The organism is Kineococcus sp. G2 (genome assembly GCF_037154035.1).
Taxonomy (GTDB): domain Bacteria; phylum Actinomycetota; class Actinomycetes; order Actinomycetales; family Kineococcaceae; genus Kineococcus.
Map to the genome: position 1 here is coordinate 63,112 of NZ_JBBBEM010000008.1, position 26,066 is coordinate 89,177.

The 26,066-nt window shown below is 76.2% G+C and carries 25 protein-coding genes, 2 tRNA genes and 1 other RNA gene; 13 read left to right on the forward strand and 15 right to left on the reverse strand.

Annotation, left to right across the window (positions count from 1 at the left end):
- Positions 1–116 precede the first annotated feature (116 nt).
- Positions 117–1,391 (forward strand): excalibur calcium-binding domain-containing protein, encoded by a 1,275-nt coding sequence (locus tag V9U69_RS01545; RefSeq protein ID WP_337059523.1) that lies wholly within the window; start codon positions 117–119, stop codon positions 1,389–1,391.
- A gap of 121 nt (positions 1,392–1,512) precedes the next feature.
- Positions 1,513–1,586: transfer RNA gene (locus V9U69_RS01550), tRNA-Ile, on the forward strand.
- Positions 1,587–1,751: 165 nt separating this feature from the next.
- Here V9U69_RS01550 and V9U69_RS01555 read toward each other — a convergent pair.
- Both V9U69_RS01555 and ilvA read right to left on the reverse strand, forming a co-directional pair.
- Positions 1,752–2,666, reverse strand: a complete 915-nt coding sequence (locus V9U69_RS01555; RefSeq protein ID WP_337059524.1) for a CARDB domain-containing protein — start codon at positions 2,664–2,666, stop codon at positions 1,752–1,754.
- A gap of 394 nt (positions 2,667–3,060) precedes the next feature.
- Entirely contained in the window at positions 3,061–4,353 is a 1,293-nt protein-coding gene (ilvA, locus tag V9U69_RS01560; protein WP_337059525.1) for a threonine ammonia-lyase IlvA, read from the reverse strand.
- Positions 4,354–4,431: 78 nt separating this feature from the next.
- On the opposite strand from ilvA, the gene V9U69_RS01565 reads away from it, so the two are divergent.
- Entirely contained in the window at positions 4,432–4,773 is a 342-nt protein-coding gene (locus V9U69_RS01565) for a YnfA family protein (protein ID WP_337059526.1), read from the forward strand.
- Between the two features lie 167 nt (positions 4,774–4,940).
- On the opposite strand, the gene V9U69_RS01570 is transcribed toward V9U69_RS01565, so the two are convergent.
- Together V9U69_RS01570 and V9U69_RS01575 are read right to left on the reverse strand one after the other, a co-directional pair.
- A complete protein-coding gene (locus V9U69_RS01570) occupies positions 4,941–5,606 on the reverse strand; it encodes a hypothetical protein (RefSeq protein WP_337059527.1) in 666 nt (221 codons plus the stop codon).
- Between the two features lie 74 nt (positions 5,607–5,680).
- A complete protein-coding gene (locus V9U69_RS01575; RefSeq protein ID WP_337059528.1) occupies positions 5,681–6,106 on the reverse strand; it encodes a hypothetical protein in 426 nt (141 codons plus the stop codon).
- Between the two features lie 201 nt (positions 6,107–6,307).
- Between V9U69_RS01575 and V9U69_RS01580 the strand changes: the two genes are divergently transcribed.
- Entirely contained in the window at positions 6,308–6,820 is a 513-nt protein-coding gene (locus V9U69_RS01580) for a DUF3145 domain-containing protein (protein ID WP_337059529.1), read from the forward strand.
- A gap of 83 nt (positions 6,821–6,903) precedes the next feature.
- Here the strand turns inward: V9U69_RS01580 and V9U69_RS01585 are convergent, their stop codons facing one another.
- The 5 genes from V9U69_RS01585 to V9U69_RS01605 form a co-directional block, all read right to left on the reverse strand.
- Positions 6,904–8,154, reverse strand: a complete 1,251-nt coding sequence (locus tag V9U69_RS01585; protein WP_337059530.1) for a beta-ketoacyl-[acyl-carrier-protein] synthase family protein — start codon at positions 8,152–8,154, stop codon at positions 6,904–6,906.
- Positions 8,155–8,242: 88 nt separating this feature from the next.
- Positions 8,243–8,488: an acyl carrier protein gene (locus V9U69_RS01590; RefSeq protein WP_166611561.1), complete on the reverse strand. Its 246-nt coding sequence runs from the start codon at positions 8,486–8,488 to the stop codon at positions 8,243–8,245.
- 108 nt (positions 8,489–8,596) lie between these two features.
- Entirely contained in the window at positions 8,597–9,643 is a 1,047-nt protein-coding gene (locus V9U69_RS01595) for a beta-ketoacyl-ACP synthase III (RefSeq protein WP_337059531.1), read from the reverse strand.
- Positions 9,640–10,605, reverse strand: a complete 966-nt coding sequence (locus V9U69_RS01600; protein WP_337059532.1) for an ACP S-malonyltransferase — start codon at positions 10,603–10,605, stop codon at positions 9,640–9,642. Before V9U69_RS01600 ends, V9U69_RS01595 begins: the two co-directional genes overlap by 4 nt.
- Positions 10,606–10,732: 127 nt before the next feature.
- Positions 10,733–11,947, reverse strand: coding sequence for a PucR family transcriptional regulator (locus V9U69_RS01605; RefSeq protein WP_337059533.1), 1,215 nt, complete (start codon positions 11,945–11,947; stop codon positions 10,733–10,735).
- A 159-nt stretch (positions 11,948–12,106) separates the two neighbouring features.
- Here V9U69_RS01605 and V9U69_RS01610 point away from each other — a divergent pair, with 159 nt between their 5' ends.
- Positions 12,107–12,781 carry a hypothetical protein gene (locus tag V9U69_RS01610; RefSeq protein WP_337059534.1) on the forward strand — a complete coding sequence of 225 codons (675 nt, stop codon included), beginning with the start codon at positions 12,107–12,109 and terminating at the stop codon, positions 12,779–12,781.
- 81 nt (positions 12,782–12,862) lie between these two features.
- Here V9U69_RS01610 and aceE read toward each other — a convergent pair whose 3' ends face one another.
- Positions 12,863–15,619 (reverse strand): pyruvate dehydrogenase (acetyl-transferring), homodimeric type, encoded by a 2,757-nt coding sequence (gene aceE, locus V9U69_RS01615; protein WP_442907532.1) that lies wholly within the window; start codon positions 15,617–15,619, stop codon positions 12,863–12,865.
- 57 nt (positions 15,620–15,676) lie between these two features.
- On the reverse strand, positions 15,677–16,567 hold the full coding sequence (gene fdhD, locus V9U69_RS01620) for a formate dehydrogenase accessory sulfurtransferase FdhD (protein ID WP_337059535.1): 891 nt from the start codon (positions 16,565–16,567) through the stop codon (positions 15,677–15,679).
- A 189-nt stretch (positions 16,568–16,756) separates the two neighbouring features.
- Here fdhD and V9U69_RS01625 point away from each other — a divergent pair, with 189 nt between their 5' ends.
- From V9U69_RS01625 to V9U69_RS01650, 6 genes are all read left to right on the forward strand, one after another.
- Positions 16,757–17,185 (forward strand): DUF3052 domain-containing protein, encoded by a 429-nt coding sequence (locus V9U69_RS01625; protein WP_337059536.1) that lies wholly within the window; start codon positions 16,757–16,759, stop codon positions 17,183–17,185.
- Positions 17,186–17,226: 41 nt separating this feature from the next.
- Positions 17,227–17,670: a redoxin domain-containing protein gene (locus V9U69_RS01630; RefSeq protein WP_337059537.1), complete on the forward strand. Its 444-nt coding sequence runs from the start codon at positions 17,227–17,229 to the stop codon at positions 17,668–17,670.
- Positions 17,671–17,719: 49 nt separating this feature from the next.
- Positions 17,720–17,792 (forward strand) — tRNA-Val (locus tag V9U69_RS01635).
- 104 nt (positions 17,793–17,896) lie between these two features.
- Positions 17,897–18,724 carry a Nif3-like dinuclear metal center hexameric protein gene (locus V9U69_RS01640; RefSeq protein WP_442907539.1) on the forward strand — a complete coding sequence of 276 codons (828 nt, stop codon included), beginning with the start codon at positions 17,897–17,899 and terminating at the stop codon, positions 18,722–18,724.
- A gap of 8 nt (positions 18,725–18,732) precedes the next feature.
- Entirely contained in the window at positions 18,733–19,476 is a 744-nt protein-coding gene (locus V9U69_RS01645) for a zinc ribbon domain-containing protein (RefSeq protein WP_337059539.1), read from the forward strand.
- Positions 19,473–20,573 carry a bifunctional RNase H/acid phosphatase gene (locus tag V9U69_RS01650; protein WP_337059540.1) on the forward strand — a complete coding sequence of 367 codons (1,101 nt, stop codon included), beginning with the start codon at positions 19,473–19,475 and terminating at the stop codon, positions 20,571–20,573. Before V9U69_RS01645 ends, V9U69_RS01650 begins: the two co-directional genes overlap by 4 nt.
- Before the next feature lie 460 nt (positions 20,574–21,033).
- Here V9U69_RS01650 and V9U69_RS01655 read toward each other — a convergent pair whose 3' ends face one another.
- Together V9U69_RS01655 and V9U69_RS01660 are read right to left on the reverse strand one after the other, a co-directional pair.
- Entirely contained in the window at positions 21,034–22,833 is a 1,800-nt protein-coding gene (locus tag V9U69_RS01655; RefSeq protein WP_337059541.1) for a bifunctional metallophosphatase/5'-nucleotidase, read from the reverse strand.
- A gap of 74 nt (positions 22,834–22,907) precedes the next feature.
- A complete protein-coding gene (locus tag V9U69_RS01660) occupies positions 22,908–23,651 on the reverse strand; it encodes a YaaA family protein (RefSeq protein ID WP_337059542.1) in 744 nt (247 codons plus the stop codon).
- 181 nt (positions 23,652–23,832) lie between these two features.
- On the opposite strand from V9U69_RS01660, the gene V9U69_RS01665 reads away from it, so the two are divergent.
- Both V9U69_RS01665 and rnpB read left to right on the forward strand, forming a co-directional pair.
- Entirely contained in the window at positions 23,833–24,558 is a 726-nt protein-coding gene (locus tag V9U69_RS01665; protein ID WP_337059543.1) for a hypothetical protein, read from the forward strand.
- 77 nt (positions 24,559–24,635) lie between these two features.
- Positions 24,636–25,025, forward strand: an RNA gene (gene rnpB, locus V9U69_RS01670) — RNase P RNA component class A.
- Between the two features lie 13 nt (positions 25,026–25,038).
- Here rnpB and V9U69_RS01675 read toward each other — a convergent pair.
- The gene (locus V9U69_RS01675; protein WP_337059544.1) at positions 25,039–25,434 is read right to left on the reverse strand and encodes a hypothetical protein; all 396 of its coding nucleotides are present in this window, start codon (positions 25,432–25,434) and stop codon (positions 25,039–25,041) included.
- A 4-nt stretch (positions 25,435–25,438) separates the two neighbouring features.
- Positions 25,439–26,026, reverse strand: coding sequence for a DUF6083 domain-containing protein (locus V9U69_RS01680; RefSeq protein ID WP_337059545.1), 588 nt, complete (start codon positions 26,024–26,026; stop codon positions 25,439–25,441).
- Positions 26,027–26,066 lie beyond the last annotated feature (40 nt).

Below are 26,066 nucleotides of genomic sequence, written 5' to 3' on the forward strand. Positions count from 1 at the left end.
CCCCTGCGTCGCGGCGCGCCGCAGGGGTTTCCCGGATCCACGCCGCCCGCGGTGACCGTTCCAGTACGGTGCGCGCGGGAGCGCAGCCGCTCCCGCCGGGCGCACGAGGGGGAACCGTGGGACTGAGGACGTGGGGACGGCGCGGTGCCGCCGCAGCGCTGGTCGTGGCCGGAACGGGTCTCCTGGGGGCCGGGCCGGCGTCGGCGGGCCTCGTCGGCGACCGGAACTGCTCGGACTTCCCGTACCAGGAGGACGCGCAGGCGTGGATGGACACCCGCCCCGGCGACCCCGACGGCCTGGACGCCGACGGCGACGGCCTCGCCTGCGAGAGCCTTCCCCACCGCCCCGGGACGCCCGTCCCCGCACCCGCCCCCACCCCGGTGCCGGACTGCCTGTGGGGCGCGATCGAGGAGCGGTACGCCGGCACCGGGGGAGCCGGCGGCTCCCTCGGTGAGGTCGTGCAGTGCCAGACGCCCACGCCGGTCGTGGCGGGCGAGTACGCGCACTTCCAGGGCGGTTCCATCCACTCCTCCGAGCGCACCGGGGCGCAGTTCACCCGCGGGGCGATCCGGGACCGCTGGGCATCCACCGGCTGGGAGAACGGCCGCCTCGGCTTCCCCACCACCAGCGACACCCCCACCCCGAACGGTCGCGGCTGGTACACGCACTTCCAGGGAGGTTCGATGTACTGGTCGCCCGCGACGGGCGCGCACTTCACCGCGGGCGCGATCCGGGGTGAGTGGGCGTCGCACGGCTGGGAGAACGGCCGCCTCGGCTTCCCCACCACCAACGACACCCCCACCCCGGACGGTCGCGGCTGGTACACGCACTTCCAGGGAGGTTCGGTGTACTGGTCGCCCGCGACGGGCGCGCACTTCACCGCGGGCGCGATCCGGGGTGAGTGGGCGTCGCACGGCTGGGAGAACGGCCGCCTCGGCTTCCCCGCCACCGACGACACCCCCACCCCGAACGGTCGCGGCTGGTACACGCACTTCCAGGGAGGTTCGGTGTACTGGTCGCCCGCGACGGACGCGCACTTCACCGCGGGCGCGATCCGGGGTGCATGGGCGTCGCACGGCTGGGAGAACGGCCGCCTCGGCGTCCCCGCCACCGACGACACCCCCACCCCGAACGGTCGCGGCTGGTACACGCACTTCCAGGGCGGCTCGGTGTACTGGAGCCCCTCGACCGGCGCGCACACCGTCGCCGGAGCGGTCCGGGACGCCTGGGCGCAGCAGGGGTGGGAGAACGGCCCGCTCGGCTTCCCCGTGGAGGACGAGCACGAGGGGGAGCAGGGCCGGGCCGTGCAGCAGTTCCAGGGCGGGTACATCACCCACGACCCCGCCGGCGGCACACGCACCACGCTCGCGGAGTGGGTGCCCGACGAGTGAGGCCGGCAGCGGTCGGCGGCGCGGGCCGCCGGCCGCCGCTCCGGTCCCGGCCGCACCGGGCGGCTAGGCTGGAGGGGCGCGGCCGGTCCCGGAGCCCTCGGGGGCGGGGACACGGCTGCGAGGGGCGGTAGCTCAGCCGGTCAGAGCAGGGAACTCATAATTCCTCGGTCGTGGGTTCGAGCCCCACCCGCCCCACCCCTGGGCCCGGCGCAGGGCTGGCGTCGCCCCTGTCGCACGGGCAGGTCGGTCCGGGCCGTCGTCCACGGTGCCCCGGGCTCCGCCGCGGGCGGGGTGCCCGCGGCGGACGCTCACGGCGGGGGGTCGCCCGGACGGCGCGCACCCCTCGTGCGGAGGCGGGGCTCAGCCGAAGGCGATCCGGACGTCGACGGCCTGCGTGTGGGTGCCGAGCAGTTCCGTGGGACCACCGGTGGCGTCGAGCGCGTAGCGGTGCGAGACCAGGGTCGTCACGTCGAGGCGGGTGAACCGGCCGAAGGAGCCGGCGGGGCAGCCCAGGAGGTAGTCCGGGTCGCCGTAGCTGTACTTCACGATCTCGTTGACGTCGATGGGCTGTCCGACCACCCGGCTGGCGGTCCGGCTGGCCGGCACCAGCACGTCCCCGTTGCCGCCGAAGGGCGCGGCGTAGCGGTACTCGGTGTTGCCCGCGCTGTAGGTGCGCAGGGGCTTCTCCGTGCCGGGCACCCGGGTGCCCTCCTCGGTGAAGCACGCGCCGTAGCCCGTGCCCGTCACCTCGTTGGCGACGCCGGTGTCGCGGTCGCTGGGCGGTGCCTCCACCACCGGGGAGGCGCCCTGCATGCTCGTGCGGAAGCCGGCGGTGGCGGTCACCTTCTCGGCGCGGACGTTGTTGCCCTCGTTCGACTCGCGGATCCGGCGGGCGTCGTCGACGTAGGCCCTGACGACCGTCGTGCCCTCGGCGGCCGTCCAGGTGCTTCCGGCCTGGCCGCCGTCGGCGGTGACCGTGATGCTCTCGCCGGGGCGCAGGGAGCGCGTCACGTCGTCGGACCAGGTGACGGTGGCGCGGCCGATGCCGAAGCCGACGCCGTGGACCACGCCGGACGGGGTGGCCTTCGTGCCCCTGTTCTTGATCGTGGCCCGGAAGGTGACCTGATCACCGGCGCTGACGACCTGGGGGCTCCAGGCGACGTCGGTGACCACCAGGTCGGGTGCCGGCGTGGCCGCCGTGGCCGGGCCGGCGACGGCGAGCGAGGCGGCGAGTGCTGCGGTGCCCACGACGGCGGCGCTGACAGAGCGCTTCATGATGATTCCCCCCACGGAACGGTCCCCCCGGACTGGCTGCGGGTGACTACTCACAGCCAGCACTGAGCATAGGAGGTCACACGATCGGCCGTCAGTGATTGCGGAAAGTCACCACCCGGACGGGCTAACCAGGTCGCCGCCGCCCCCGCCGACCAACCGGTGGGCGCCCGCTACCGCCAGAGGCGACCGTGCCAGGTCAGGCCCTTGAACAGGCGGACCGCGATCCGGCCGCGGGAGTCCACCGTGACCCGGCCGAAGCGCTTGGACGCGCTGACCCCGCGGTTCGACGCGCTGACCCGCACGCCCCCGCCCAGCACCCTCGACCTGCGGAACACCAGCCCCATGCCCGGCCAACGCCGCCCACCCGGCACCGGTTCCGGCCGGTGAGCCGCCCTCAGAGCAGGTAGCGGTACAGCGGCTCGGTCGCGGAGATCCGCTCGAAGGAGGGCGGAGCGGCCGCCATCCGCTCCAGCAGCGCCGGCAGGTCCTCGCGGGACGGGATCTCGATGCCCACCAGCGCCGGCCCCGTCTCGCGGTTGCTGCGCTTGACGTACTCGAACAGCGTGATGTCGTCGTCCGGGCCCAGCACCTCGTCGAGGAAGCGGCGCAGCGCCCCGGGCTCCTGCGGGAACTCCACGAGGAAGTAGTGCTTGCGGCCCTCGTGGACCAGCGCCCGCTCCACGACCTCCGCGTACCGGCTGACGTCGTTGTTGCCGCCGGAGACGACGCACACCACGCTCTGCCCCGGCTCCACCCGCACCGCCTCCGCCAGGGCGGCCGTCGCCAGCGCCCCCGCCGGCTCGGCGATGATCCCGTCGGTCTGGTACATCGCCAGCATCTCCACGCAGATCGCGCCCTCCGGCACCGTCACCAGCTCCACCGGCGCGCCCGCGACCACCGCGTGCGTGACGTCCCCCACCCGGCGCACCGAGGCGCCGTCGACGAAGGACTCCACCTGCTCCAGGCGCACGGGACGCCCGGCCGCCAGCGCCGCCGCCATCGACGGCGCCCCCGCCGGCTCCACGCCGACGACCCGCACCGCCGGGTGCCGCTCGCGCACCCACGTCAGCACCCCCGCCAGCAGGCCGCCACCGCCGACGGGGACCACCAGCACGTCCGGCGGCGCCTCGCCCAGCTCGGCCAGCTGCTCGACGACCTCCACCGCCACCGTGCCCTGACCGGTCACCGTGCGGGGGTCGTCGAAGGCCGGCACGACCGTCGCGCCCGTCTCCACCGCGTCGCGCGCCGCGGCGGCCGCCGAGTCGTCGTAGGTGTCGCCCAGCACGAGCGTCTCCACGAACTCCCCGCCGAGGGCGCTGATGCGGTCGCGCTTCTGCCGCGGGGTGGTGCGCGGCACGTACACGCGCCCGCGCACCCGCAGGGTCGCGCACGCGTGCGCCACGCCCTGCGCGTGGTTGCCGGCGCTGGCGGTCACCACGCCCCGGGCCCGCTCACCCGCGGACAGCTGCGCGATGAGGTTGTACGCCCCGCGCAGCTTGTAGGAGCGCACCACCTGCAGGTCCTCGCGCTTGAGCCGCACCCGCGCCCCCGTGGCCGCCGACCAGCGCGCGCTCGGATGCAGCGGGGTCCGGGTCGCGACGCCCGCCAGGCGGCGCGCGGCCGCCTCGACCGCCGCGGCGTCGGGCGGGGGCGTCGTCGCGGCCGGGTGCGGCACCTCTAGCGTCATGCCCCGATCCTCCCGTGCGCCCGGTGCTGCCGTTGACCGGGGGCGGCGGGGACGGACGGGGAGACGGGGAGGGACGCGGTGGGGGACGCCGTGCGCACGGCGGCGCTGTTCGCGGCCGCGGCGGTGCTGGAGATCGGCGGCGCCTGGCTGGTGTGGCAGGGGGTGCGCGAGCACCGCGGCTGGTGGTGGTGCGGGCTGGGTGCGCTGGCCCTGGCCGGCTACGGGTTCGTCGCCGCCCTGCAGCCGGAGGCGTCCTTCGGGCGGGTCCTCGCCGCCTACGGCGGCGTCTTCGTCGCCGGCTCGCTGCTGTGGGGCGTGGTCGTGGACGGCTTCCGGCCCGACCGCTGGGACCTGGCCGGGGCGACGGTGTGCCTGGTGGGCGCCGGGATCATCGTGCTCGCGCCGCGCGGCGGGGGGTGAGGGTGGTGCCGGACCGGGAAGCGCCTCACGGCGCATCGCCGCTCGTAGCGGCTCCAGTTGGGACCCGGGGCTACCGCGGCCCGGCACCACGACCATTGTAACGAGGCGATCCCCCGGCGGTCGCGGCGGCGACGTGGCGGCGACGTGGCGGCGGCCCGGTGAGGGGATCAGCCGAGCTCGCCCGCCCGCCAGCGGTGGGCCACCGCCTCCAGCTGCTCGGCGGTGCGCAGCAGGCGCGCCGCCGAGCGCGTCATCGCCGTCGCCGCGTCCTCGCGCTCGCCGGCGCGCCCGGCGTGCCGCGGTTCGTCGGCGTGGTGGGCGCGTCCCACCGCCACGATGCGGCAGAAGGCCGCCGCCCGCTCCAGCGTCACGGCGAAGTCGCCCTCCGCCACGCCGGCGAGGACCTCGTCGACGACCGCGACCACCTCGGCCGGCCCCGGCGGGTCGGCCACCCCGGCCAGCACCTCCAGCACCGGCGTGTGCCGTCGCCCCTCGGCGTACTGGCGCGCCACCGCCGCCGGGGAGCGCTGCACCCACGTGCGCAGCACGTACAGCCGCCACAGCGCGCCCGCCAGGGAGTCCGCCGGGGCGTCCGCCCACACCGAGGCGATGACCTCCAGCCCCTCCTCCTGCGCCAGCCGCACCACGCGCCGGGTGACCTCGGCGTCGCGCGCCGAGCGGGCGCCGTGCACCAGGGCGCTGGCGGCCGCGTGCGCGGCCTCCTGCACCGCGGAGGGGTCCACGCCGCCGGCCAGGGCGACCAGGGCGTCGTCCCCGGGCATCGCGGGGCGGTGGTGGCGGCGGGGCGGCGGCGCGCCGGGGGAGTCGGGCACCCACCGATGGTGCCACCGGGCACCCGTCGCGCCAGCCGGCGGTGGGTGCCTCGCGCGGGCGGGCGGCCCGGCGGTCAGCCGGCGAAGGGGGGCGGGGGAGCGGCCAGCGTGGCGCGCGGGCAGTCCCGCAGCCGCAGCCCGCCGTGGCTGAGGGCCTCGTCGCACAGCGACTCCACCGTCCAGCCCAGGTCGCCGCCGAAGCGGGTGACGGTCACCCGGTAGACGGTGATCTCGTAGCGGGTCGGGGTGCCGTAGGCGACGTGGATGCGGCCGATCAGCTCGGCGCCGGCCACGTTCTCCGGGCCGTTCCACGGCCGGTCGAAGCGGCTCCACAGGCTGGGGCCGCTCTGCCACACGCCGCCGTTCTGCACGTCCCGCAGCGCCAGCTCCACGAGCACCGCGCGCGCGGCCTCCTCGGGGACGATGGCGGCGGGCCGGATGACCTCGGAGACCTCCCCCGGCGGGGACGCCCCGGGGATCGCGGCCGGCTGCTGGTGCACGCCGCTCCATCGGCACGCCGGGGCGGCGACTGGAGCGCGACACGCGCACGGACGTGCGCCGACCGGGTGGTGGTGCGCGCGCTAGCGGTGAGGCATGATGAACGCAACAGCACGTCCGGTAGTCGTTCGGACACGTTCACCTGTGCGTGGTGCGAGGTCGTTGGGGAAGACGCCCTTCACACCGATGCAGAGGAGGACGGGATGTCCGGTGCGATGACCCGCGGCGTGCTCTACGTGCACTCCGCACCGCGAGCGCTCGTCCCGCACATCGAGTGGGCGGCCGGCGGTGTCCTCGGCGTGCGCGTGTCCTGCGACTGGACGCCGCAGCCGATCGCGCAGGGCTGCCTGCGCTCGGAGCACTCCTGGCAGGCCCCGCAGGGCTCCGGGGCCCGGCTGGCCTCCGCGCTGCGCGGCTGGGCGCACCTGCGCTTCGAGGTCACCGAGGAACCCAGCCAGGGCTGCGACGGCGGCCGCTGGAGCCACACCCCGTCCCTGGGCATCTTCCACGCCGTCACCGACGTGCACGGCAACGTGCAGGTCCCCGAGGACCGCGTGCGCGCCGCCCTGGAGCTGCTCGACGGCCCGGCCGCCGACCCCGCCGCCGCGCGCCGCGCCCTCGCGCTGGCCGTCGGCGAGGCGTGGGACCGCGAGCTGGAGGTCTTCCGGCACGCCGGCGACGACACCCCCGTGCGCTGGTTGCACCACGTGGGCTGACCGCCCCGCGCCCCGGAACGCGAAGGGGCCCCGCACCCGTGACGGGTGCGGGGCCCCTGGCGCGTCCGGCTCGGACGTCCCGCTCAGACCGAGGCGAAGACCAGGCTGATGTTGTGACCGCCGAAGCCGAAGGCGTTGTTCAGGCCCACCAGCCGGCCGGTGCCGCCGAGCGGCCGGGCGTCCTTGCGCACGACGTCGAGGCTGACGTCCGGGTCCAGGTCGTCGACGTTGATCGTCGGCGGCGCCGTGCGCTCCTGCAGGGCGCGAACCGTCAGGATGCTCTCCACGGCCCCGGCGGCGCCCAGGAGGTGACCCGTCATCGACTTCGTCGCCGAGACCGCGACGCCGTCCACGGCGTCGCCCAGGGCCAGGCGCAGGCCCTTGTCCTCGGCGACGTCACCGACGGGGGTCGAGGTGGCGTGGGCGTTGACGTGGTGCAGGTCCGCCGGGGTCAGCTCCGCCGACCGCAGCGCGTCGCGCACCGCCCGCGCGACACCGGCGCCCTCCGGCTCCGGGGCCGCCACGTGGTGGGCGTCCGCGGACAGCCCCGCGCCGAGCAGCTCGGCGTGCACGCGCGCACCGCGGGCGCGGGCGTGCTCCTCGGACTCCAGCACGACGATGCCGGCGCCCTCGCCCAGCACGAAGCCGTCGCGCTGGGTGTCGAAGGGGCGCGAGGCCCGCGCGGGGTCCTCGTTGCGCCGCGACAGGGCGTGCATGGCGGCGAAGGAGGCGATGGGCAGCGGGTGGATGGCCGCCTCGGTCCCGCCGGCGATGACGACGTCGGCGCGCCCGCTGCGGATCATGTCGGCGCCGTAGGCGAGCGCCTCCGCACCCGAGGCGCAGGCGCTGACCGGGGTGTGGGCGCCGGCGCGGGCACCGAACTCCAGGCTGATCGTCGCGGTCGGGCCGTTGCCCATGAGCATCGGCACCGTCAGGGGCAGGACGCGGCGGGCGCCCTTCTCCCGCAGCGTGTCGTAGGCCGTCAGCAGGGTCCAGATGCCGCCGATGCCGGTGGCGACCACCGACGCGAGCCGCAGCGGGTCCACCTCGGGGGTGCCGGCGTCCGCCCACGCCTCGCGGGCGGCGATCACGGCGAACTGCTGCGAGGGGTCCAGCCGCTTGACCTCGCGGCGCTCCAGGACGTCCTCGGCCGGGACGGCGGCCTGGGCGCCGAACGTCACGGGGAGCTCGTAGTCCTCGGTCCAGGGGGCGTCGAACGGCCGTGCGCCGGACCGGCCGGCGAGCGCGGCCTCCCACGTGGAACGGACGTCCCCGCCGAGCGGTGTCGTCGCTCCCATCCCGGTGACGACGACGCGGCGAGCGGTCGCGGTCATGGTCGGTCAACTCCTTCTCGAGCGGTGACGGCTGTGGTGCCGGGCCGGCCCGCGCGGTGCGGGCCGGCCTCGCGGCGGTGCGGGCTGCTCAGCCCTGGGCCTGGGAGATGTAGGCGACGGCGTCGCCCACGGTCCGCAGGTTCTTCACGTCCTCGTCGGGGATGCGCACGCCGAACTTCTCCTCGGCGTTCACGACGATCGTCATCATCGACAGCGAGTCGATGTCGAGGTCGTCGGTGAAGGACTTGTCGGCCTGCACGCTGTCGGTGGGCAGGCCCGTCTCCTCGTTCACGATCTCGGCGAGACCGCTGAGGATCTCCTGCTCGCTGGCCATGCGTAGCTCCTTCGGTGGGGGTGGCCGGGGTGCCGGTCACCTCGTCGGCCTGGTGCGCGCTCGCGCCCAGGGGTCTGGGACCGGGCGGGTCGGTCCGCCCGGGACGGCTCACGGCAGGCGGACGACCTGCGCGGCGTAGGACAGGCCCGCGCCGTAGCCGATGAGCAGCGCCAGCCCGCCCGAGGGGGCGTGCCCGTCGGCCATGGCGCGCTCCATCGCCAGCGGCACGCTGGCCGCGGAGGTGTTGCCCATGTCGACGATGTCGCGGGCCACGTGCACCGACTCCGGCAGCTTCAGCTGCTTGACCATCGCGTCGATGATGCGCGCGTTCGCCTGGTGCGGCACGAAGACGTCGATGTCCTCCGCCCGCACGCCGGCGGCGTCGAGGGCGCGCTGCGCGACGGGCGCCATCTGCCACACCGCCCAGCGGAAGACGGACTGCCCCTGCTGCTCCAGGTAGGGCCACTTCACCGGCTCCTGGGCGGCGGCCTCGGCGGCGATGGGGTCGGCCATGGCGGCGGCGTGCGCGGAGCGCAGCTCCAGCCAGGAGAACTTCGAGCGGATGGCGTCGGCCTGGGCGCCGTCCGAGCCCCACACGGTGGGGCCGATGCCGACCTCGTCGGACGCGCCGACCACGGCCGCGCCCGCGCCGTCGGCGAAGAGGAACGCCGTGGAGCGGTCGTGCTTGTCGGTGAAGTCGGAGAGCTTGTCGACGCCCACCACGAGCACGTTGCCCGCGGTGCCGCCGCGCACGAGGTCGCCGGCCAGGGCGATGCCGTGGCAGAAGCCCGCGCAGCCCGCGGAGATGTCGAACGCCGCGGCGGGAGTGGCGCCGAGGCGGTCGGCGAGCACCGCGGCGGCGGCCGGCGTCTGGTACGGGTAGGAGACGGTCGCCAGGACCACCGCGTCGACGTCGGAGCCGGTCAGCCCGGCGGCGGCCAGCGCCTTGGCGGCGGCGTCCTCGGACATCTCGACCACGCCGACGTCCTCCGCCGCCCAGCGGCGGGTGCGGATGCCGGTGCGCTGCTGGATCCACTCGTCGGAGGAGTCGATCCAGGTGCACACCTCCTCGTTGTCGATGACGCGCGGCGGGCGGTGCGCGCCGACGCCGAGGATGCGCGCGTGGCGGGTGGCGGGGGACTGGATGGTGGTCACTGGGCGCCTCCTGCGCCGGACGCCGCGACCGGGGCCGCGCCGTGCTCGGCGATCACGGTACGGGCCCGCTCGAGGTCGGCGGGCGTCTTCAGGGCGAGGACGTCGATCCCCTTCAGCTGGCGCTTGGCGAGGTTCACCAGCGTCCCCGCGGGCGCCAGCTCGATCAGCGCGGTGACGCCGAGGCGCCGAAAGGTCTCGGTGCACAGGTCCCAGCGCACCGGGCGGCTGACCTGCGCCACCAGGCGGCGCAGCAGCTCGCCGCCGTCGGTGACGAGCTCGCCGTCGGCGTTGGCGGCCAGCGGCACGCTCGCGGTGCCCGGCTCCAGGCCGGCGACCAGCGTGCGCAGGGTGCCGGTGGCGGGGGCCATGTGCTCGGTGTGGAAGGCGCCGGCGACCTGCAGCGGCACGACGCGCGCCTTCGCGGGCGGCTGCTCCGCGAGGGCGGCCAGGGCGTCCAGCTCCCCGGCGGCCACGACCTGCCCGCCGCCGTTGTCGTTGGCGGCCGTCAGCCCCAGGCGCTCCAGCGCGGCGGCGACCTCGGCCGGGTCGCCGCCCAGGACGGCGCTCATGCCGGTGGGCCGCGCGGCCGCGGCGGCGGCCATGGCCCTCCCGCGCTCGCGCACGAGCACCAGGGCCTGCTCCGGGCTCAGCGCCCCCGCGGCGGCCGCGGCGGTCAGCTCGCCGACGGAGTGGCCGGCGACGGCGCCGGCGACGCGGGCCAGCTCGGCGGGGCCGTCGACGAGCTCGCGCAGCGCCACCAGCCCCGCGGCGACGATGAGCGGCTGGGCCACCGCGGTGTCGCGCAGGGTCTCGGCGTCGGAGACGGTGCCGTGCGCCAGGAGGTCGTCGCCGACGACGGCGGAGGCCCAGCGCAGGCGGTCGGCCACGCCGGGCAGCTCCAGCCAGGGGGCCAGGAAGCCCGGCGACTGCGAGCCCTGACCGGGGAAGACGAAGACGAGCACCAGATGAGACTGCCCCGTGCCACCTGGTGTTCACGGTCACGACGCTCACGGACTTTGCCCGCGCGCGTTGTGGGAAACCTACAAACCACGCACGGTGGTGACGGTGCGTCATGAGTCGTCACCGCCTTCACGGGTTGTCGCGCCCGGCCTCCCGGCCACCCGGGGGAGCGGCCTGCGCCAGTCGCCCCAGCGCCAGCGCGACCTGCAGCACGAACCGCTCGCGCGGTTCGGTGGGCGTCCAGCCGCACACCTCCCCGACCCGGCGCAGCCGGTAGCGCACGGTGTTCGCGTGGACGAACAGCGAGCGCGCGCACGCCTCCAGCGACCCGCCGGACTCCAGGTACGCCGCCAGCGTCTCCAGCAGCGCCCCGCCCGCCCCGGCCAGCGGCACGTAGGCGCGGTCCACCAGCGCCCGGCGCGCCGTCGCGTCCCCCGACAGCGCCCGCTCCGGCAGCAGGTCGTCCGCCTCCACCGGCCGCGGGGCGCGCGGCCAGGCCCGGGCGGCCACCACCCCGGCCAGCGCCGCGCGCGCCGAGCGCGCCGCCACCGGCAGCGAGGGGACCGTGGGGCCCACCACGACCGGCCCGGGCCCGAACTCGGCCGCCGCCAGCTCCTGCGCCGTCGCGCGCACGTCCGCGACCCCGGACAGCACGACGACCAGGCGGTCGCCCTGCACCCCCACCAGGGCCTCCCCGCCGGCCGCCCGCGCCGCCTTGCGCACCCGCGGCACCACCCCGCCGGGGGCCTGCTCGCCCGCCGCGCCGATGACGACGGCCGTGGGCGCGTCCATCGTCCAGCCCAGCGCCGCCGCGCGGGAGGCGATGGTGTCCTCCCCGTCGCCGCGCAGCACCGCGTCCACCACCAGCGCCTCCAGCCGCGCGTCCCAGGCGCCGCGCGACTCCGCGGCGCGCGCGTAGACGGCGGCCGCCGCGAAGGCCACCTCCCGCGAGTAGCGCAGCAGCGCCTCCCGGGCGCGCACCTGCTCGCCCGGTCGCGCGTCGCCCACGACGGCGTCCAGGCCCTCCTCCACCACCGTGATGGCGGTGCGCACCAGCTCCACCGTCTGCTGCAGGGTCACCGAGCGCATCAGCTCGCGCGGCGCCGTGCTGAAGACCGCCGTGGCCGCCAGCACCGCCGGCTCCGGCTCGGTCAGCCAGCGCACGAAGTCCGTGAACCCCGCCTGCGCCACCAGCCCCACCCAGGAGCGCTCGTCCGGCGGCAGCGCCGCGTACCAGGGCAGGGCGGCGTCCATGCGCGCCGCGATGGCCGAGGCGAACGTCCCCGCGGCCGCCTCCAGCCGGCGCACCGTCTCCTCGGACAGCTCGGCGGGGGGCTGGGGCACGTGCGCGAGCGTACGGCGACGGGCCGCCGAGGGGCCCCTGGGCTAGGGTTCGAGGACGGCGTGCTCCTCCCGCACCGGCACCGCCGGCCCCGGTGGCCGGCACCGCAGACCCGCCGGGACCCGCCGCGGGGGTCGACGAGGACGCCGGGGAGGGGACGCATGGGACTGCTCGACCGCTGGCGCCGACGCCCCGCGGAGGCCGACCGGACGGGTGAGACCGGCCGGCGACGGCGCCGCCGCCCGGCACCGGCCGCCCCCGTGGGGGAGGCCGGGCTGCGCGAGACCCTGCACGACGACCCGAACGACGAGGCGGCCTTCGACGCCCTGGCCGAGACGGTGCGCACCCGCGCCGCCGAGGCCCACGTGGCGGACCACCCCGCCGAGGGCCACGAGGCCGAGGACGCCCGCCGCGCCGCCGACAACGCCGTGTGGGCCCTGGCCGAGGAGCTGGCGCAGAGCCCGAAGGCGTGGCGCCCGCTGCTGGTGATGGGCCGGTTGTCCCTGCAGGACGACCGCGAGGCCGCCCTGCGGCGCCTGGGCATCGCCGCCGAGCGCGACCCGTCCGGCACCGCCCTCGCGCAGGCGCTGGCGATCCTGCGCGAGGCCGGCATGAACGACGAGGCGCTCAGCCTGGGCGTGGGCCACTGGCGCCCGCGCGAGCACGACGTGGAGGCCGGCCGGCACCTGGTGGCCGCCGCCATCGACTCCGGCCGCCTGGCCGAGGCGCGCCGGCACCTCAGGGCGCTGGGGGAGCACCCCGACCAGGGGCGCGTGGCCCCGCTGCGCGCGGAGCTGGAGGACGCCATCGCCCGGGCGGACCGCTCGCGGCACTGACACCGCCGCCCGGCCCGCACGCACGAGGGGCCCCGCACCGCGGACTCGCGGTGCGGGGCCCCTCGTGCGTGCTCGGTGGGGTCAGCTCTCCCCACCCGCGTTGCCGCTGCGGCCGGCGCGCACGTCGTGCAGCTGGTACTTCTCGATCGCCTGGCCGGGCGCGCGCCAGTCGACCTCGCCGCGGCGGGCGAGCACCTCCAGGGTGCGCACCACGACCGACGGGCCGTCGATGTGGTAGTACCTGCGCGCGGCGGCGCGGGTGTCGGAGATGCCGAACCCGTCGGCACCCAGCGAGGCGAACTCGCCCGGCACCCACTGGCGGATCTGGTCCGGCACCGCGCGCATCCAGTCGCTGACGGCCACGACCGGGCCGGGGGCGTCCTTCAGCTTCTGCGTCACGTACGGCACGCGAGACTCGTCGCCGGGGTTGAGGAACGCGTGCTCGTCGCACGCCAGGCCGTCGCGGCGCAGCTCGTTCCAGCTCGTCACCGACCACACGTCGGCCACCACGCCGAAGTCGTCCTTCAGCAGCTGCTGCGCCTCCAGCGCCCACGGCACCCCGACGCCCGAGGCCAGCAGCTGGGTGCGCGGCCCGTCGCCCTCGCCCACCGAGACGCGGTGCAGACCGCGCAGGATGCCCTCCACGTCCACGTCCGCGGGCTCCGCCGGCTGGACCATCGGCTCGTTGTAGACCGTCAGGTAGTAGATGACGTTCTCGGGGTCCTCGCCGTACATGCGGCGCAGGCCGTCCTTGACGATGTGCCCGATCTCGTACGCGTACGCCGGGTCGTAGGAGACGACCGCCGGGTTCGTGGAGGCCAGCAGCAGCGAGTGCCCGTCGCCGTGCTGCAGGCCCTCGCCCGCCAGCGTCGTGCGGCCGGCGGTGGCGCCGACGAGGAAGCCGCGGGCCATCGTGTCGGCCGCGGCCCACAGGTTGTCGCCGGTGCGCTGGAAGCCGAACATCGAGTAGAAGATGTAGATCGGCAGCATCGGCTCGCCGTGGGTGGCGTAGGAGGAGCCGGCGGCGGTGAACGCCGAGGCGGAACCGCCCTCGTTGATGCCGACGTGCAGGATCTGCCCCTGCTCGGACTCCTTGTACGCCAGCATCAGCTCGCGGTCGACCGACGTGTAGTTCTGCCCGTGCGGGTTGTAGATCTTGATCGTCGGGAACAGCGAGTCCATGCCGAACGTGCGGGCCTCGTCGGGGATGATCGGCACGACGCGCTTGCCGAACTCCTTGTCCCGCATGAGGTCCTTCAGCAGGCGGACGAACGCCATGGTGGTGGCGATCTCCTGCTTGCCCGAGCCCCGTGCCGCCACCTTGTAGGCGTCGTCGGCGGGCAGGTGCATCGGGGCGTGCTGCACGCGGCGCTGCGGCACCGGGCCGCCCAGGTCGGCGCGGCGCTTGCGCAGGTACTGGATCGTCTCGTCGCCGTCGCCGGGGTGGTAGTACGGCGGGCGGTACGGGTCCTTCTCCAGCTGCTCGTCGCTGATCGGGATGCGCAGCGAGTCGCGCAGGAGCTTGAGGTCCTCCAGCGTCAGCTTCTTCATCTGGTGGGTCGCGTTGCGGCCCGCGAAGTGCGGCCCCAGGCCGTACCCCTTGATGGTCTTGGCGAGGATCACCGTGGGCTGCCCGGTGTGCTGGGTCGCCGCCCGGTAGGCCGCGTAGACCTTGCGGTAGTCGTGACCGCCGCGCTTCAGCGACCAGATCTCGTCGTCGCTCATGCCCGCCACGAGCTTGGCGGTGCGCTCGTCGCGGCCGAAGAAGTTCTCGCGCACGTAGGCGCCGTTCTCCGCCTTGAACGTCTGGTAGTCCCCGTCCGGGGTGGCGTTCATCAGGTTCACCAGGGCGCCCTGGCCGTCGGCGGCCAGCAGCGAGTCCCACTCGCGGCCCCACAGCACCTTGATGACGTTCCAGCCGGCGCCGCGGAAGAACGCCTCCAGCTCCTGCACGATCTTGCCGTTGCCGCGCACCGGCCCGTCCAGGCGCTGCAGGTTGCAGTTCACGACGAAGGTGAGGTTGTCCAGCTCGTCGTTGGCCGCCACGTGCGCCAGCCCGCGCGACTCCGGCTCGTCCATCTCGCCGTCGCCCAGGTAGGCCCACACGTGCTGCTGGGAGGTGTCCTTGATGCCGCGGTGGTGCAGGTACTTGTTGAACTGCGCCTGGTAGATCGCGTTCGCCGGGCCCAGGCCCATCGAGACGGTCGGGAACTCCCAGAAGTCCGGCATGAGGCGCGGGTGCGGGTAGGACGGCAGCCCGTTCGGCGCCGCGGAGGCCTCCTGGCGGAACCCGTCCAGCTGGTCGGTGCTCAGCCGGCCCTCGAGGAAGGCGCGGGCGTACACCCCGGGGGAGGCGTGGCCCTGGATGAAGACCTGGTCCCCGCCGCCGGCGTGGTCCTTGCCGCGGAAGAAGTGGTTGAAGCCCACCTCGTAGAGGGTGGCGGAGGAGGCGTAGGTGGAGATGTGCCCGCCGACGCCGATCCCGGGCCGCTGGGCCCGGTGCACCATGACGGCCGCGTTCCAGCGGATCCAGGCGCGGTAGCGGCGCTCGACCTCCTCGTCGCCGGGGAACCACGGCTCGGACTCCGGGCCGATGGTGTTGATGTAGTCCGTCGCGGTGAGGCTGGGCACCCCGACCTGCTGCTCGCGCGCCCGCTGCAGCAGCTGCAGCATCAGGTAGCGGGCGCGGCTCTTGCCGCGCTCGCCGACGACCGCGTCGAGGGACGCGAGCCACTCCGCGGTCTCCTCGGGGTCGATGTCGGGCAGCTGGCTGGGCAGCCCGTTGAGGATGGGGCCGAGCCCCGCGGGGCCGTTCCCCGCGTCGTCGCGTCTGGCCACGGTGGTGGTCCTCCCGCTGTCGTCCGTCGGCCCGCGGTCAGCGGGCGCGTGCCCAGGCTATTCCGCCACCCCGACGGGTCGCGCACCCGGGAGGTGCCGCGCCACCGCGTGCGCGGGCGCGCGCAACCGGTGACCGCCGGCGTACACGTTCGCCGTGGGCGGGCGCAGGAAGCCCACCAGCGTCATGCCCGCCTCCCGGGCCAGCGAGACCGCCAGCGACGACGGCGCCGAGACCGCCGCGAGGACCGGGACCCCCGCCACGGCGGCCTTCTGCACCAGCTCGAAGGAGGCGCGCCCGCTGACCACCAGCACGCACCCGCGCAGCGGCACGGCGCCGGAGCGCAGGGCCCACCCCACGACCTTGTCGACCGCGTTGTGCCGCCCGACGTCCTCCCGCAGGCACAGCAGCTCGCCGTCCGCGGTGAACAGGCCGGCCGCGTGCAGCCCACCGGTGCGCTCGAACGCCGACTGGTGCGCGCGCAGCGCCCCCGGCAGCTCCGCCAGCACCGCCGGGTCCAGGAGCACCCCGTCGTCGTGCAGGCCGGTGGGCACCCGCGCCAGCACCTCCTGCACGCTCGCCGACCCGCACACCCCGCACGCCGACGTGGTGGTGAACGGCCGCGCGGTGCGCGGTCCGTCGAGCCTGCTGCCGGGCCGGGGGGTGACCTGGGCCACGTTGTACGTCGGCTGCCCGTCCTCGCCCAGGTCGGTGCAGTGCCGCAGCGCCACCACGTCCCCGGCGCCCGCCAGCAGCCCCTCGGCGTGCAGGAAGCCCATCACCAGGTCCACGTCGTGGCCGGGGGTGCGCATCGTCACCGCCAGCTGCTCACCGGCCACCTCGATCTGCAGCGGCTCCTCCACCGCCAGCGTGTCCACCCGCGCACCGGCCGCCGCGCCCGGGCGCAGGTCCAGCCGCTCGGTGCGCGTGCGCGTCGTGACCCGTCCCACGGCGCCAGGCTCCCACGGGCGGGGTCGCGGCGCCCGCGAGGAGGGGCCGCGCGGAGGTCACGCGACGGTCACGTGATCGCCGCGCGGGCGGTGCCGCCTTGCGCGCAGGGCACCGGGTGGGCTGGACTAGGCGGTCACGGAGCACCGGACGATCCCCGGCAGCGGGGCAGAGGGAAGGCAGGACAGAACGTGGGCGCCACCGCGGACCCTGCCGCCGACACGGCGGCAGTGGCCAAGCTGGGCTTCAAGCCCGGCCACATCGTGCAGGAGTTCGGCTGGGACGAGCAGGTCGACGAGGACTTCCGGACCGCCGTCGAGGAGCTGGTCGGCAGCGAGATCCTGGACGAGGACGCCGACGACGTGGCCGACGTCGTCCTGTGCTGGTACCGCGACGGTGACGGCGACCTCGTGGACGCGCTCGTCGACGCGATCACCAACCTCGCCGACGGCGGCGTCGTCTGGCTGCTGACGCCGAAGAAGGGCCGCCCCGGGCACGTGCCCGCCGCGGAGATCGACGAGGCCGCCCCCACCGCGGGGCTGCACGCCACCTCCAGCGTCAGCGCCAGCGGCAACTGGGCCGGCACCCGCATGACCACGCCGAAGAACGGCCGCCGCTGAGCGCGCCGGAGCGGGCCACCGCGACCCCCGGCACCTTCCCGGTGCCCGGGGCCGTGGTGCGCGACCAGCACGGCGAGGCCCTGCGCCTGTCGGAGCTGTGGTCGCAGGGGCCCGCGCTGCTCGTGCTGGTGCCGGCCGCGTTCTCCACGCACTGCACCGCGGAGCTCGGCGCGCTGGCCCGCGACGTCGACCGCTTCGACGACGCCGGCGTGCAGCTCGCCGCCCTCTCCTGCGACCCCGTGCCCGCCCTGCGGGCGTGGGCCGAGGAGCGCCGGTACCCGTTCCCGCTGCTGTCCGACTTCTGGCCGCACGGGGCCGTCTCCCGCGCCCTGGGCGCCTTCGACGAGGAGCTCGGCACCAGCCGCCGCCTGTCGCTGCTCGTGCGGGACGGCCGGGTGCTCTGGAGCCTGCGCAACCCGGTGGACCGGCCGCGCTCGCCGGCCGCCCACGAGGAGGTCCTGGACGTCCTGCGCGCACCCGGCTGAGCCCGCCGCCGAGGCACTACCGTGGACCCGCCCGGCCCCGAGCCGCGGCGGGCCCGTAGCTCAGCTGGTAGAGCACCGCGCTTACACCGCGGCCGTCGTCGGTTCGAACCCGGCCGGGCCCACCCGCCGCTAGGGTGCGCCCGTGCCGACGACGACCCCCGTGCAGGAGCAGCCGCCCGGTCCGAGCGCCCCCACCCTCGCCGAGGTGCTGGAGGTCCTGGAGGCCATGCACCCGGCGCGGTGGGCGCAGCCGTGGGACGCGGTCGGGCTGGTGTGCGGCGACCCCGCCCGCACCGTGCGCCGCGTGCTGCTGGCCGTGGACCCCGTCGACGCCGTCGTGGACGAGGCCCTGGCCGCCGGGGCCGACCTGCTGCTCGTGCACCACCCGCTGCTGCTGCGGCCCGTGACCTCCGTGGCCGCCACCTCCGCCAAGGGGCGCGTCGTGCACCGGCTCGTGGAGGCCGGCTGCGCCCTGCACGTGGCGCACACCAACGCCGACGCCGCCGCACCCGGCGTCTCCGACGCGCTGGCCCGCGTCCTCGACCTGGACGGGCTGGTCCCGCTCGAACCCCTGGCGGCCGAGCCGGGCCGCCCCGAGCTGGGCATCGGCCGCGTCGGCACCCTGCCCGCCCCGGAGCGCCTGGCGGACTTCGCCGACCGGGTCGCGCAGGCCCTGCCGGCCACCGAGCAGGGCGTGCGGGTGGCCGGCGACCCGGACGCGCTCGTGCAGCGCGTCGCCGTGTGCGGCGGGTCCGGCGACAGCCTGTTCGAGCAGGTGCGCGCTCACGGCGCGGACGTGTTCGTCACCGCGGACCTGCGCCACCACCCGGCCTCGGAGGCCAGGGAGAGCGCCGCGTTCGCCGCTGCCGCCGACGCCGCGGGCACCCCGCACCTGGTCGACGTGGCGCACTGGGCCAGCGAGTGGCCGTGGCTGGCGGGCTGCGCCGACCGCCTGGTGACGGGACTGGCCGCGCGCGGCCGTACCGTGGACGCCCACGTGTCCACCACGCGCACCGACCCCTGGGCGCTGCGCGTCCCCAGTCGAGGAGAGTGACCCGGCGGATGCCCAAGGCCCCCGCGATCGACCAGCAGAAGCTGCTGGACCTGCAGGCCGTCGACATCCGGCTGGCTCAGCTCGCCCACCGGCGCGCCACCGTGCCCGAGCAGGCCGAGCTGGACTCCCTGCTCGCCGAGCGCCGCCGCGTCGGCGACGTGCTCGTGGCCGCCCGCGCCCTGGTGAGCGACGCCGAGCGCGCCGTCGCCAAGGCCGAGGCGGACGTGGCCCAGGTGCGCGACCGGGCCGCCCGCAACACCGCCCGGCTGACGGCCGGCAGCGGCAGCGCCAAGGACCTGCAGGGGCTGCAGCACGAGCTGGAGTCCCTGGGCCGCCGGCAGTCCGTCCTGGAGGACGCCGAGCTGGAGGCCATGGAGAAGCTGGAGCAGGCGCAGTTCGCGGCCGCCGAGCTGACCACCACCGACGGCGAGCTCGGCCAGCAGATCGAGGACGTCACCCGCCGGCGCGACGCGGTGCTGGAGGAGGTCGCCACCGAGGAGCGCGCCGCGCTGGCCCGCCGCCAGGCCATCGCCTCCGGCATCGAGCCCGCGCTCGTCGAGCTGTACGAGCGCACGCGCGCCCCCCGCGGCGGCGTGGGCGCGGCGCTGCTGCGCGGCCGGCGCTGCGAGGGGTGCCGCCTGGAGCTGAACGCCTCCGACCTGGGGGCGGTGCGCGCCTCGGCGGCCGACGACGTGGTCTTCTGCGAGGAGTGCGGGCGCATCCTCGTGCGCACCGGCGAGTCGGGTCTGTGAGCGGCGGCCGCCTGCTGCGCGTCGAGGCCGACGGCGGTTCGCGAGGCAACCCCGGCCCCGCCGGCTACGGGGCGCTCGTCAAGGACGCCGCGACCGGCGAGGTGCTCGCCGAGGTCGCCGAGGCCATCGGGCGCGCCACCAACAACGTCGCCGAGTACCGCGGGCTCGTGGCGGGGCTGCGGGCCGCCGCGGCGGTGGACCCGGACGCGCGCGTGCAGGTGCGCATGGACTCCAAGCTCGTCGTCGAGCAGATGTCCGGGCGCTGGCAGGTCAAGCACGCCGACATGCGCCGCCTCGCCGAGGAGGCGCGCGCCGTCCTGCCCGCGGACCGCGTGGACTACGGCTGGATCCCGCGGGCGCAGAACTCCCACGCGGACCGCCTGGCGAACGAGGCGATGGACGCTGCGGCCGCCGGCCGGCAGTGGCAGCGCGGCACCCCCGCCCCCGGTGGCGAACCCGCCCCCGCCGCGGCCCGGCCCGCGGACGGGGCCGGTGAGCCGCTGGACCTCGTGCTCGTGCGGCACGCCTCCACACCCCTGACCGAGCAGCGCCGCCTGTCCGGCCGCTACGGCGAGGACCCGGAGCTGTCCGGCGCCGGTCGCGAGGAGGCCCGCCGGGCCGCGGAGTGCGCCGAGGTGCGCGGCGCGGACGTCGTCATCACCTCCACCATGCGCCGTTCCCGGCAGACCGCCGAGGTCATCGCCGAGCACGTCGGCGCCCCGGTCCTGGTGGACCCGCAGTGGGACGAGACCGACTTCGGCGACTGGGACGGCTGCACCACGGCGGAGGTCGTCCAGCGCTGGCCCGCGGAGTTCGCCGCCTGGTCCGCCGACCCGACCGTGGCGCCGCCCGGCGGCGAACCGCTCGTGGCGGTCGAGCGCCGCGTGCGTGAGGCCGCGTCCGCGCTGCACGCCCGCTGGGCGGGCAAGCGCGTCGTGCTCGTCACCCACGGCGACCCGCTGCGGGCGCTGCTGCGCCAGTGCCTGGGGTGCGGTGCCGGCGCGCAGCGCCGCATCCGCGTGGACCCCGCCTCGCGCACGCTGCTGCGCCTGCACGGCGACGGCTCCAGCGAGGTCGTGGCCGTCAACCGGGTCTGACCCGAGGCCGGACGGGCACCGCGGCGGGCGTTGACAGTGCCGTCGCGGTACCCGAACCTGAGGACGCCGGCAGCGCCGGCGGCCGCCGGGCGAGCGGCACCGGCCCAGTCCGTCCTCGGGCGGGCCGGCGGTGGCGGGTATCGACGACGGCCCGCCCCCTCCCCACGTTGTTCAGCGAGGCGATCCCGGTGTCCGGCGACGACGACCGGACCAGAACAGCACGGAGGGTCCCATGGTGTTCACCCTGTTCCTCGTCCTCCTCGCCGTCGTGGCGGCGGTCGGTCTCGCGCGCCCGGGCCGCGCCCCGCGCGAGCGCCACCGCGGTGGCACCGGCTGGTCCGGCAGCGGCTCCGCTGACGGCGGCGGGTGGTCCGGCGGCTGGGGCGGCGACGGAGGCGGTGGGTGCGACAGCGGCGGAGGGGGCGGCGGAGGGGACTGACCCCCGCCGCCCCCGTCGGCCTCAGCCGAACAGGCGCTCCCCGCCCGCGGTGAGCCACCAGTTCTCCACCGCGAAGTCGGCCGGGTCGATCGTCCCGGTCTCCTGGGCGCGGTCGATGAGCAGCTGCCGGATCTCCGCCTGCTCGTCGTAGACGACGGGCGCTTCGGCGATGTGCGGGAACCCGCCGCCGCCGGAGCGGCGGTAGTTGTTGACCGCGACGACGAACTCCTGCTCGTCCGCGACGGGCGCGCCGTCCAGCGTCAGCGACGCCACGCGCGAGCCGGCCGGCTGCGAGAGGTCCAGCTCGTACTCCACGCCGGCGAGCTGGTCGAGGTTGTAGTCGGGGACCTCGCCGGTGGCCAGCGACTCCGGGTCCGCGGGGTTCCCCGGGGGAACGCTGGCGTAGTACTCCGCGGCCTTCTCCAGGTAGTCGCGCACCTGCGCCCCCGTCATCCGCACGGCCTGCAGCGTGTTGTCGTACACGTACAGCCCGGCGACGTCCTTGACGGTGACCTCGCCCTGAGGGAAGACCGCGGTGCGGCTGAACGGGGCGGCGATGGACAGCACCGGCAGGTCGGCGTCGGGCGTGCCGGCGATCGCCGCGCGCACCGTGTCGGTCTGCACCCGCTGGATGAAGTCGATGAGCGGGGTGTCCCGCCAGCGCGACCCGGTCGCCGGCAGCTCCTCGGTGGAGGTGGCGACGACCTGGTTGACGTAGTCGACGGTCTTGCGGTGCTCGTCGGCGATCACCTCGACGATCTCGGGGTCCTCGGGCACGTCGGCGGCCCGGACCTCCTGCACGTCGGCCCCAGCGAGGGAGTACTCGCCCTTCGTCTTGCGCAGCTCGAGCTGGCTGACGGTCACCGAGGCGCCCCAGCGGTACGGCTGGGTGACGAGGACGCGCTTGCCGGGGGTGGCGGTGGAGTCCACCCACGCCTCGGGCAGGTCGCGGTGGCTGTGCCCGGCGACGACGACGTCCACGCCCGCCACCTCGGCGGCGATGCGGTCGGTGACGTTCTCCGCGGGCAGGTCCTCCTCGCTGTAGGAGGACTCCCCGGAGCGGCCGGAGTGCGACAGGACGACCACCAGGTCGGCGCCGGCGGCCCTCATCCGCGGCACCTCCCGCTGGGCGGTGGCGACCATGTCCTCGAAGGTGAGCTCCCTCTCGACGTTCTGCTTGTCCCACACGGCCGAGCCGGGCGTGGTCAGGCCGAGGACGCCGACCGTGACCGGCTTGCCGCCGCCGGTGGGCTTCACGTCCCGCAGCACCCACGGCCGCAGGTACGGCGTCCCGGTGCGCTCGTCGATCACGTTGGCCCCGAGCAGGGGGGCGTCCAGGTCGAGGCGGTACTTCGCCAGGGTGTCCAGGCCGTAGTTGAACTCGTGGTTGCCGACGACCTGGGCGTCGATGCCGATGGCGTCGTACGCCTGCGCCATCGGGTGCTCGGTGCCGGTGGCGGTCACCGGCTCCTGGCGGGCGTAGTAGTACGTCAGCGGCGTGCCCTGGATGGCGTCGCCGTTGTCGACGACCAGCGTGGAGTCGGCGCCGCGCTCGGCGCGCACCCGGTCCACGGCCGTGGACACGCGCGCCAGGCCGAGGCCCTGGCCCTCGGCGTACGGCGCGCCCGCGAAGTAGTCCCAGTCCAGGACGTGCCCGTGCACGTCCGTCATGGACACCAGGGTGATGGACGGGGGGACGGGGGCCGCGGCGGCGGCGCCGGCGCCCGCGGTGGCGCCCAGGCCGACCAGCAGGCCGGTGGCGCTGAGGGCGGCGGCCGTGCGGGTGCGGCCGCGGCGCCCGGAGGTGGGGGGAAGCTGCATGGGGCCACTCCACCGCCCTCGGGTGTCCAGCAGGTGACGCAGGGGTGTCGCACCGGTCACGCCGGCCCCACGCGTCACGGCGCCTGGACCTCCAGGGTCCACGTCGCCCCGGGCCGCGCCGGCTCCAGCAGCTTCGCGGCGAACGCCTCGCCCGCGGCGTCCAGCAGGTGGCCGGGGGTGCGCGGCGGCCGGCCCGGGCGGGTCAGCAGGTGCCGGGCGAGCAGGCCGCGGGTGTGCTTGGCGGCGTGCGAGACGACCTTCCCGCCGCGCAGGACCCGCACCGCCACCGTGCGCTCCGCGGTCGCCGCGTCCGGCAACCACGCGGCGGCGTAGGCGGCCGAGCGGCAGTCCACGACGACCCCGGACGGGGCCAGCGCCGCGGTCAGGCGGGGGCGCCAGAACGTCGCCAGCGGGCCGATCCCGGGCAGGTCGGTGCCCATCGACAGCCGGTAGCCGGGCACCCGGTCGCGCGGGCGCAGCACGCCCCACAGCGCGGAGACCACCAGCACCCGTCGCGCGGCGGGCGCCGGCAGCGACGGCAGGTCCAGGGCGTCGAAGAGGACGCCGGTGTACACGCGAGCGGCGGGAGCGGCGGGCCGGCCGCGCAGCGTCGTGTTGGCGCGCACCGCTTCCGCCAGGCTCGCCCCGGCCCCCAGCAGAGCCGGTGCGTCGGGCCGTGACGAGACCTCCACCAGGGCGTCGAGGACCTGCTCGCGGGCCGCCGTCAGCTCCGGGGCCGTCAGCGCCTCCAGCCGCACGGGGGCGCCGCGCGCCGGGCCCGCCCACTTCGACTCCGACGGGGGCAGCAGCACGAGCACGAGGGGGCAGCTTAGGGCGGCAGGCGGGCGCCCGCGCCGCCCCGGTTGTCGGCACCCTCGGGCCCGGCTGCGGTCCTGGAAGCCGGTCCGGGCCGGAGGCCCGTGCGGGCAGCACCGCGCGAGCGCCACCGCGCCGCCCGTCCCCGCCGATGCGTCGGTGTCCCCCCAGAGGAGTGCGTGCATGAGCCGGCCCACCCGCGTCGCGCGGACCCTGCAGGAGCTCCTCGAGCGGGACCGGGCGCTGGCGACGCTGGTCGAGCGGTCCCTGCGCACCGCCCGGTCCCGCACGGAGGGGACCCTGGACCCGGACCTCCTCGACGCGCTGGACTGGCCGCAGGACCTCGACGGCTGCTACCGCTACCTCGAGGGGTTCGTCCGCTGGATCCCGCAGCAGAGCGACTCGCCGGCCTGGGCCTCCTCGGCGCCGCAGCGCAGGTGCGCCCAGGAGGTCCTGGAGCCGTTCCTGAAGAACGCCCCCGAGTACACCGTCGAGGAGCGCATCGGCGCCGGGCGGCCCAACCAGCCCAGCGGGTGGCTGACGTCCAACCAGTTCTCCGCGCGCGCGCTGAACCCCGGCCTGCGCCCGATCGCCGAACCGACGGACGACCTGGCGGTCACCTCCCCGGCGGACTGCCTCTTCCAGCACCCCTACGGCATCGACGGCGAGTCGAACATCCCGGCCACGACCGTCGAGGGCACCCACCGCTACGGCAACGTCGAGCAGCTCGGTCGACCTCTCCGCGGTGCCCGGCACGCACGTCGCCAGGGCGAGGAGTTCGGCTACTTCGCGTTCGGCGGCTCCGACACCATCCTCCTGTTCCAGGAGGGCGTCGACGTCGAGATCGGCACCAGCGGCGGGCTGCGCCGGGTGGGGACGCCGGTGGGGCGCTGCCGTCCCCGGAGCTGACCCGCTCCCGGCCCGCGCGGCCCCGAGGCGGCCGCGGGTGCCGGCCACGCTCCCGGGAGCGCTACCCTCGTGGTGGACGAGTCGGCCGGGCGGTCGCGTCGGCCCGGGCGACCGGGCCGCCGAGGAAAGTCCGGACTCCACAGGGCAGGGTGGTGGGTAACGCCCACCCGGGGTGACCCGCGGGACAGTGCCACAGAAAGCAGACCGCCTCCCCGGCGCGAGCCGGGGCGGTAAGGGTGAAACGGTGGTGCAAGAGACCACCAGCGCACCGGGTGACCGGTGCGGCTCGGCAAACCCCACCCGGAGCAAGACCAGACAGGCAGCGTTCGAGGGCGGCCCGCCCGAGCTGCCGGGTAGGTCGCTTGAGGCGCGCGGCGACGCGCGTCCTAGAGGGATGGCCGCCGCCCGCGGCGGGTCTGCGGACCCGCCGCGGGGCACAGGATCCGGCTTACAGGCCGGCTCGTCCGCCCCCGGGCCCGCTCACAGCGAACCCAGGGACCAGCCCGCCACCTCGCTGATGCGGCCGCGCCACAGCAGGCCCTCCGCGATGCGCTGCGTCCCGTCGATCTGGGCGCTCGCCAGGTGCAGGAAGTCGTGGTGCGGGGGCTCGCCGGCGGAGCGCTGGCGGTCCACCGCGCGGAACAGGCGCTGGACGTCCTCGCCGACCTGCCGACCACCGGGACCGCCCCGGGCGGCGCGCTCCACGAACTGCTGCAGCCAGCGGTCGCGGCCGATGAGCGTTCCGGAGACGACCTGGCCCCCCGCGAAGAGGGTGATGTCCAGGACCATGCCTTGGTCCGCCATGGCGGCCAGCCGCTCCAGGACGGCGTCGCCGCCGATGTCGAGGATCTCCTGCACGTCGTGATCGTCGGGCACGGCGTCAGCCTAGGCCGTCGTCGACGCCGGCGGCGTCGCGGTGCGCGCGCCACACCTGCCGCAGCCGCGGGGTGGCCGGCTCCGGGGAGGCGCCGCACACCAGCTCGTGCAGCAGGCGGGCACCCACCTGGCCGGGGTCGTCCCCGGCCGGCTCGGCGCGACCGTCGCGCACCCGCCAGCGGTCCGCCACCGGCACGGCCGGCGCCAGCACCGCCTCCTTGGCCAGGCGCACGACCTCGCCGTCGGCGCGCCGGTAGACGTGCACCACGCCCGCGCAGCGCGGGCAGTCCTCCTCGGTGAACGGCCGGGCGGCGGCGATCCGGGCCACCCGCGCCAGGTGCCGCAGCACCTCGCCGGAGTGCTGGCCCAGCGTCGGCGGCAGCCCCGCACCGCCGCCCACCGGCTCGGGCTCCGGTTCCGGCTCCGGCCGGTGCGCGGGGGAGAAGCGGGCGGTGCACCCGGCGCACACGCGCACGCGCACGCCGAGCCGCTCCTGCTCGCCGACGTCCTCCGTGCCGCCGCAGAACGCGCAGAGGTCGGCGGCGTCGGGTTCCAGCACGGTCCGCGACGCCAGGGGGTCGTCCTCGCTCACGGCGTCAGCGTGCCAGCCCGTCCCGACAGCACCGGACCCG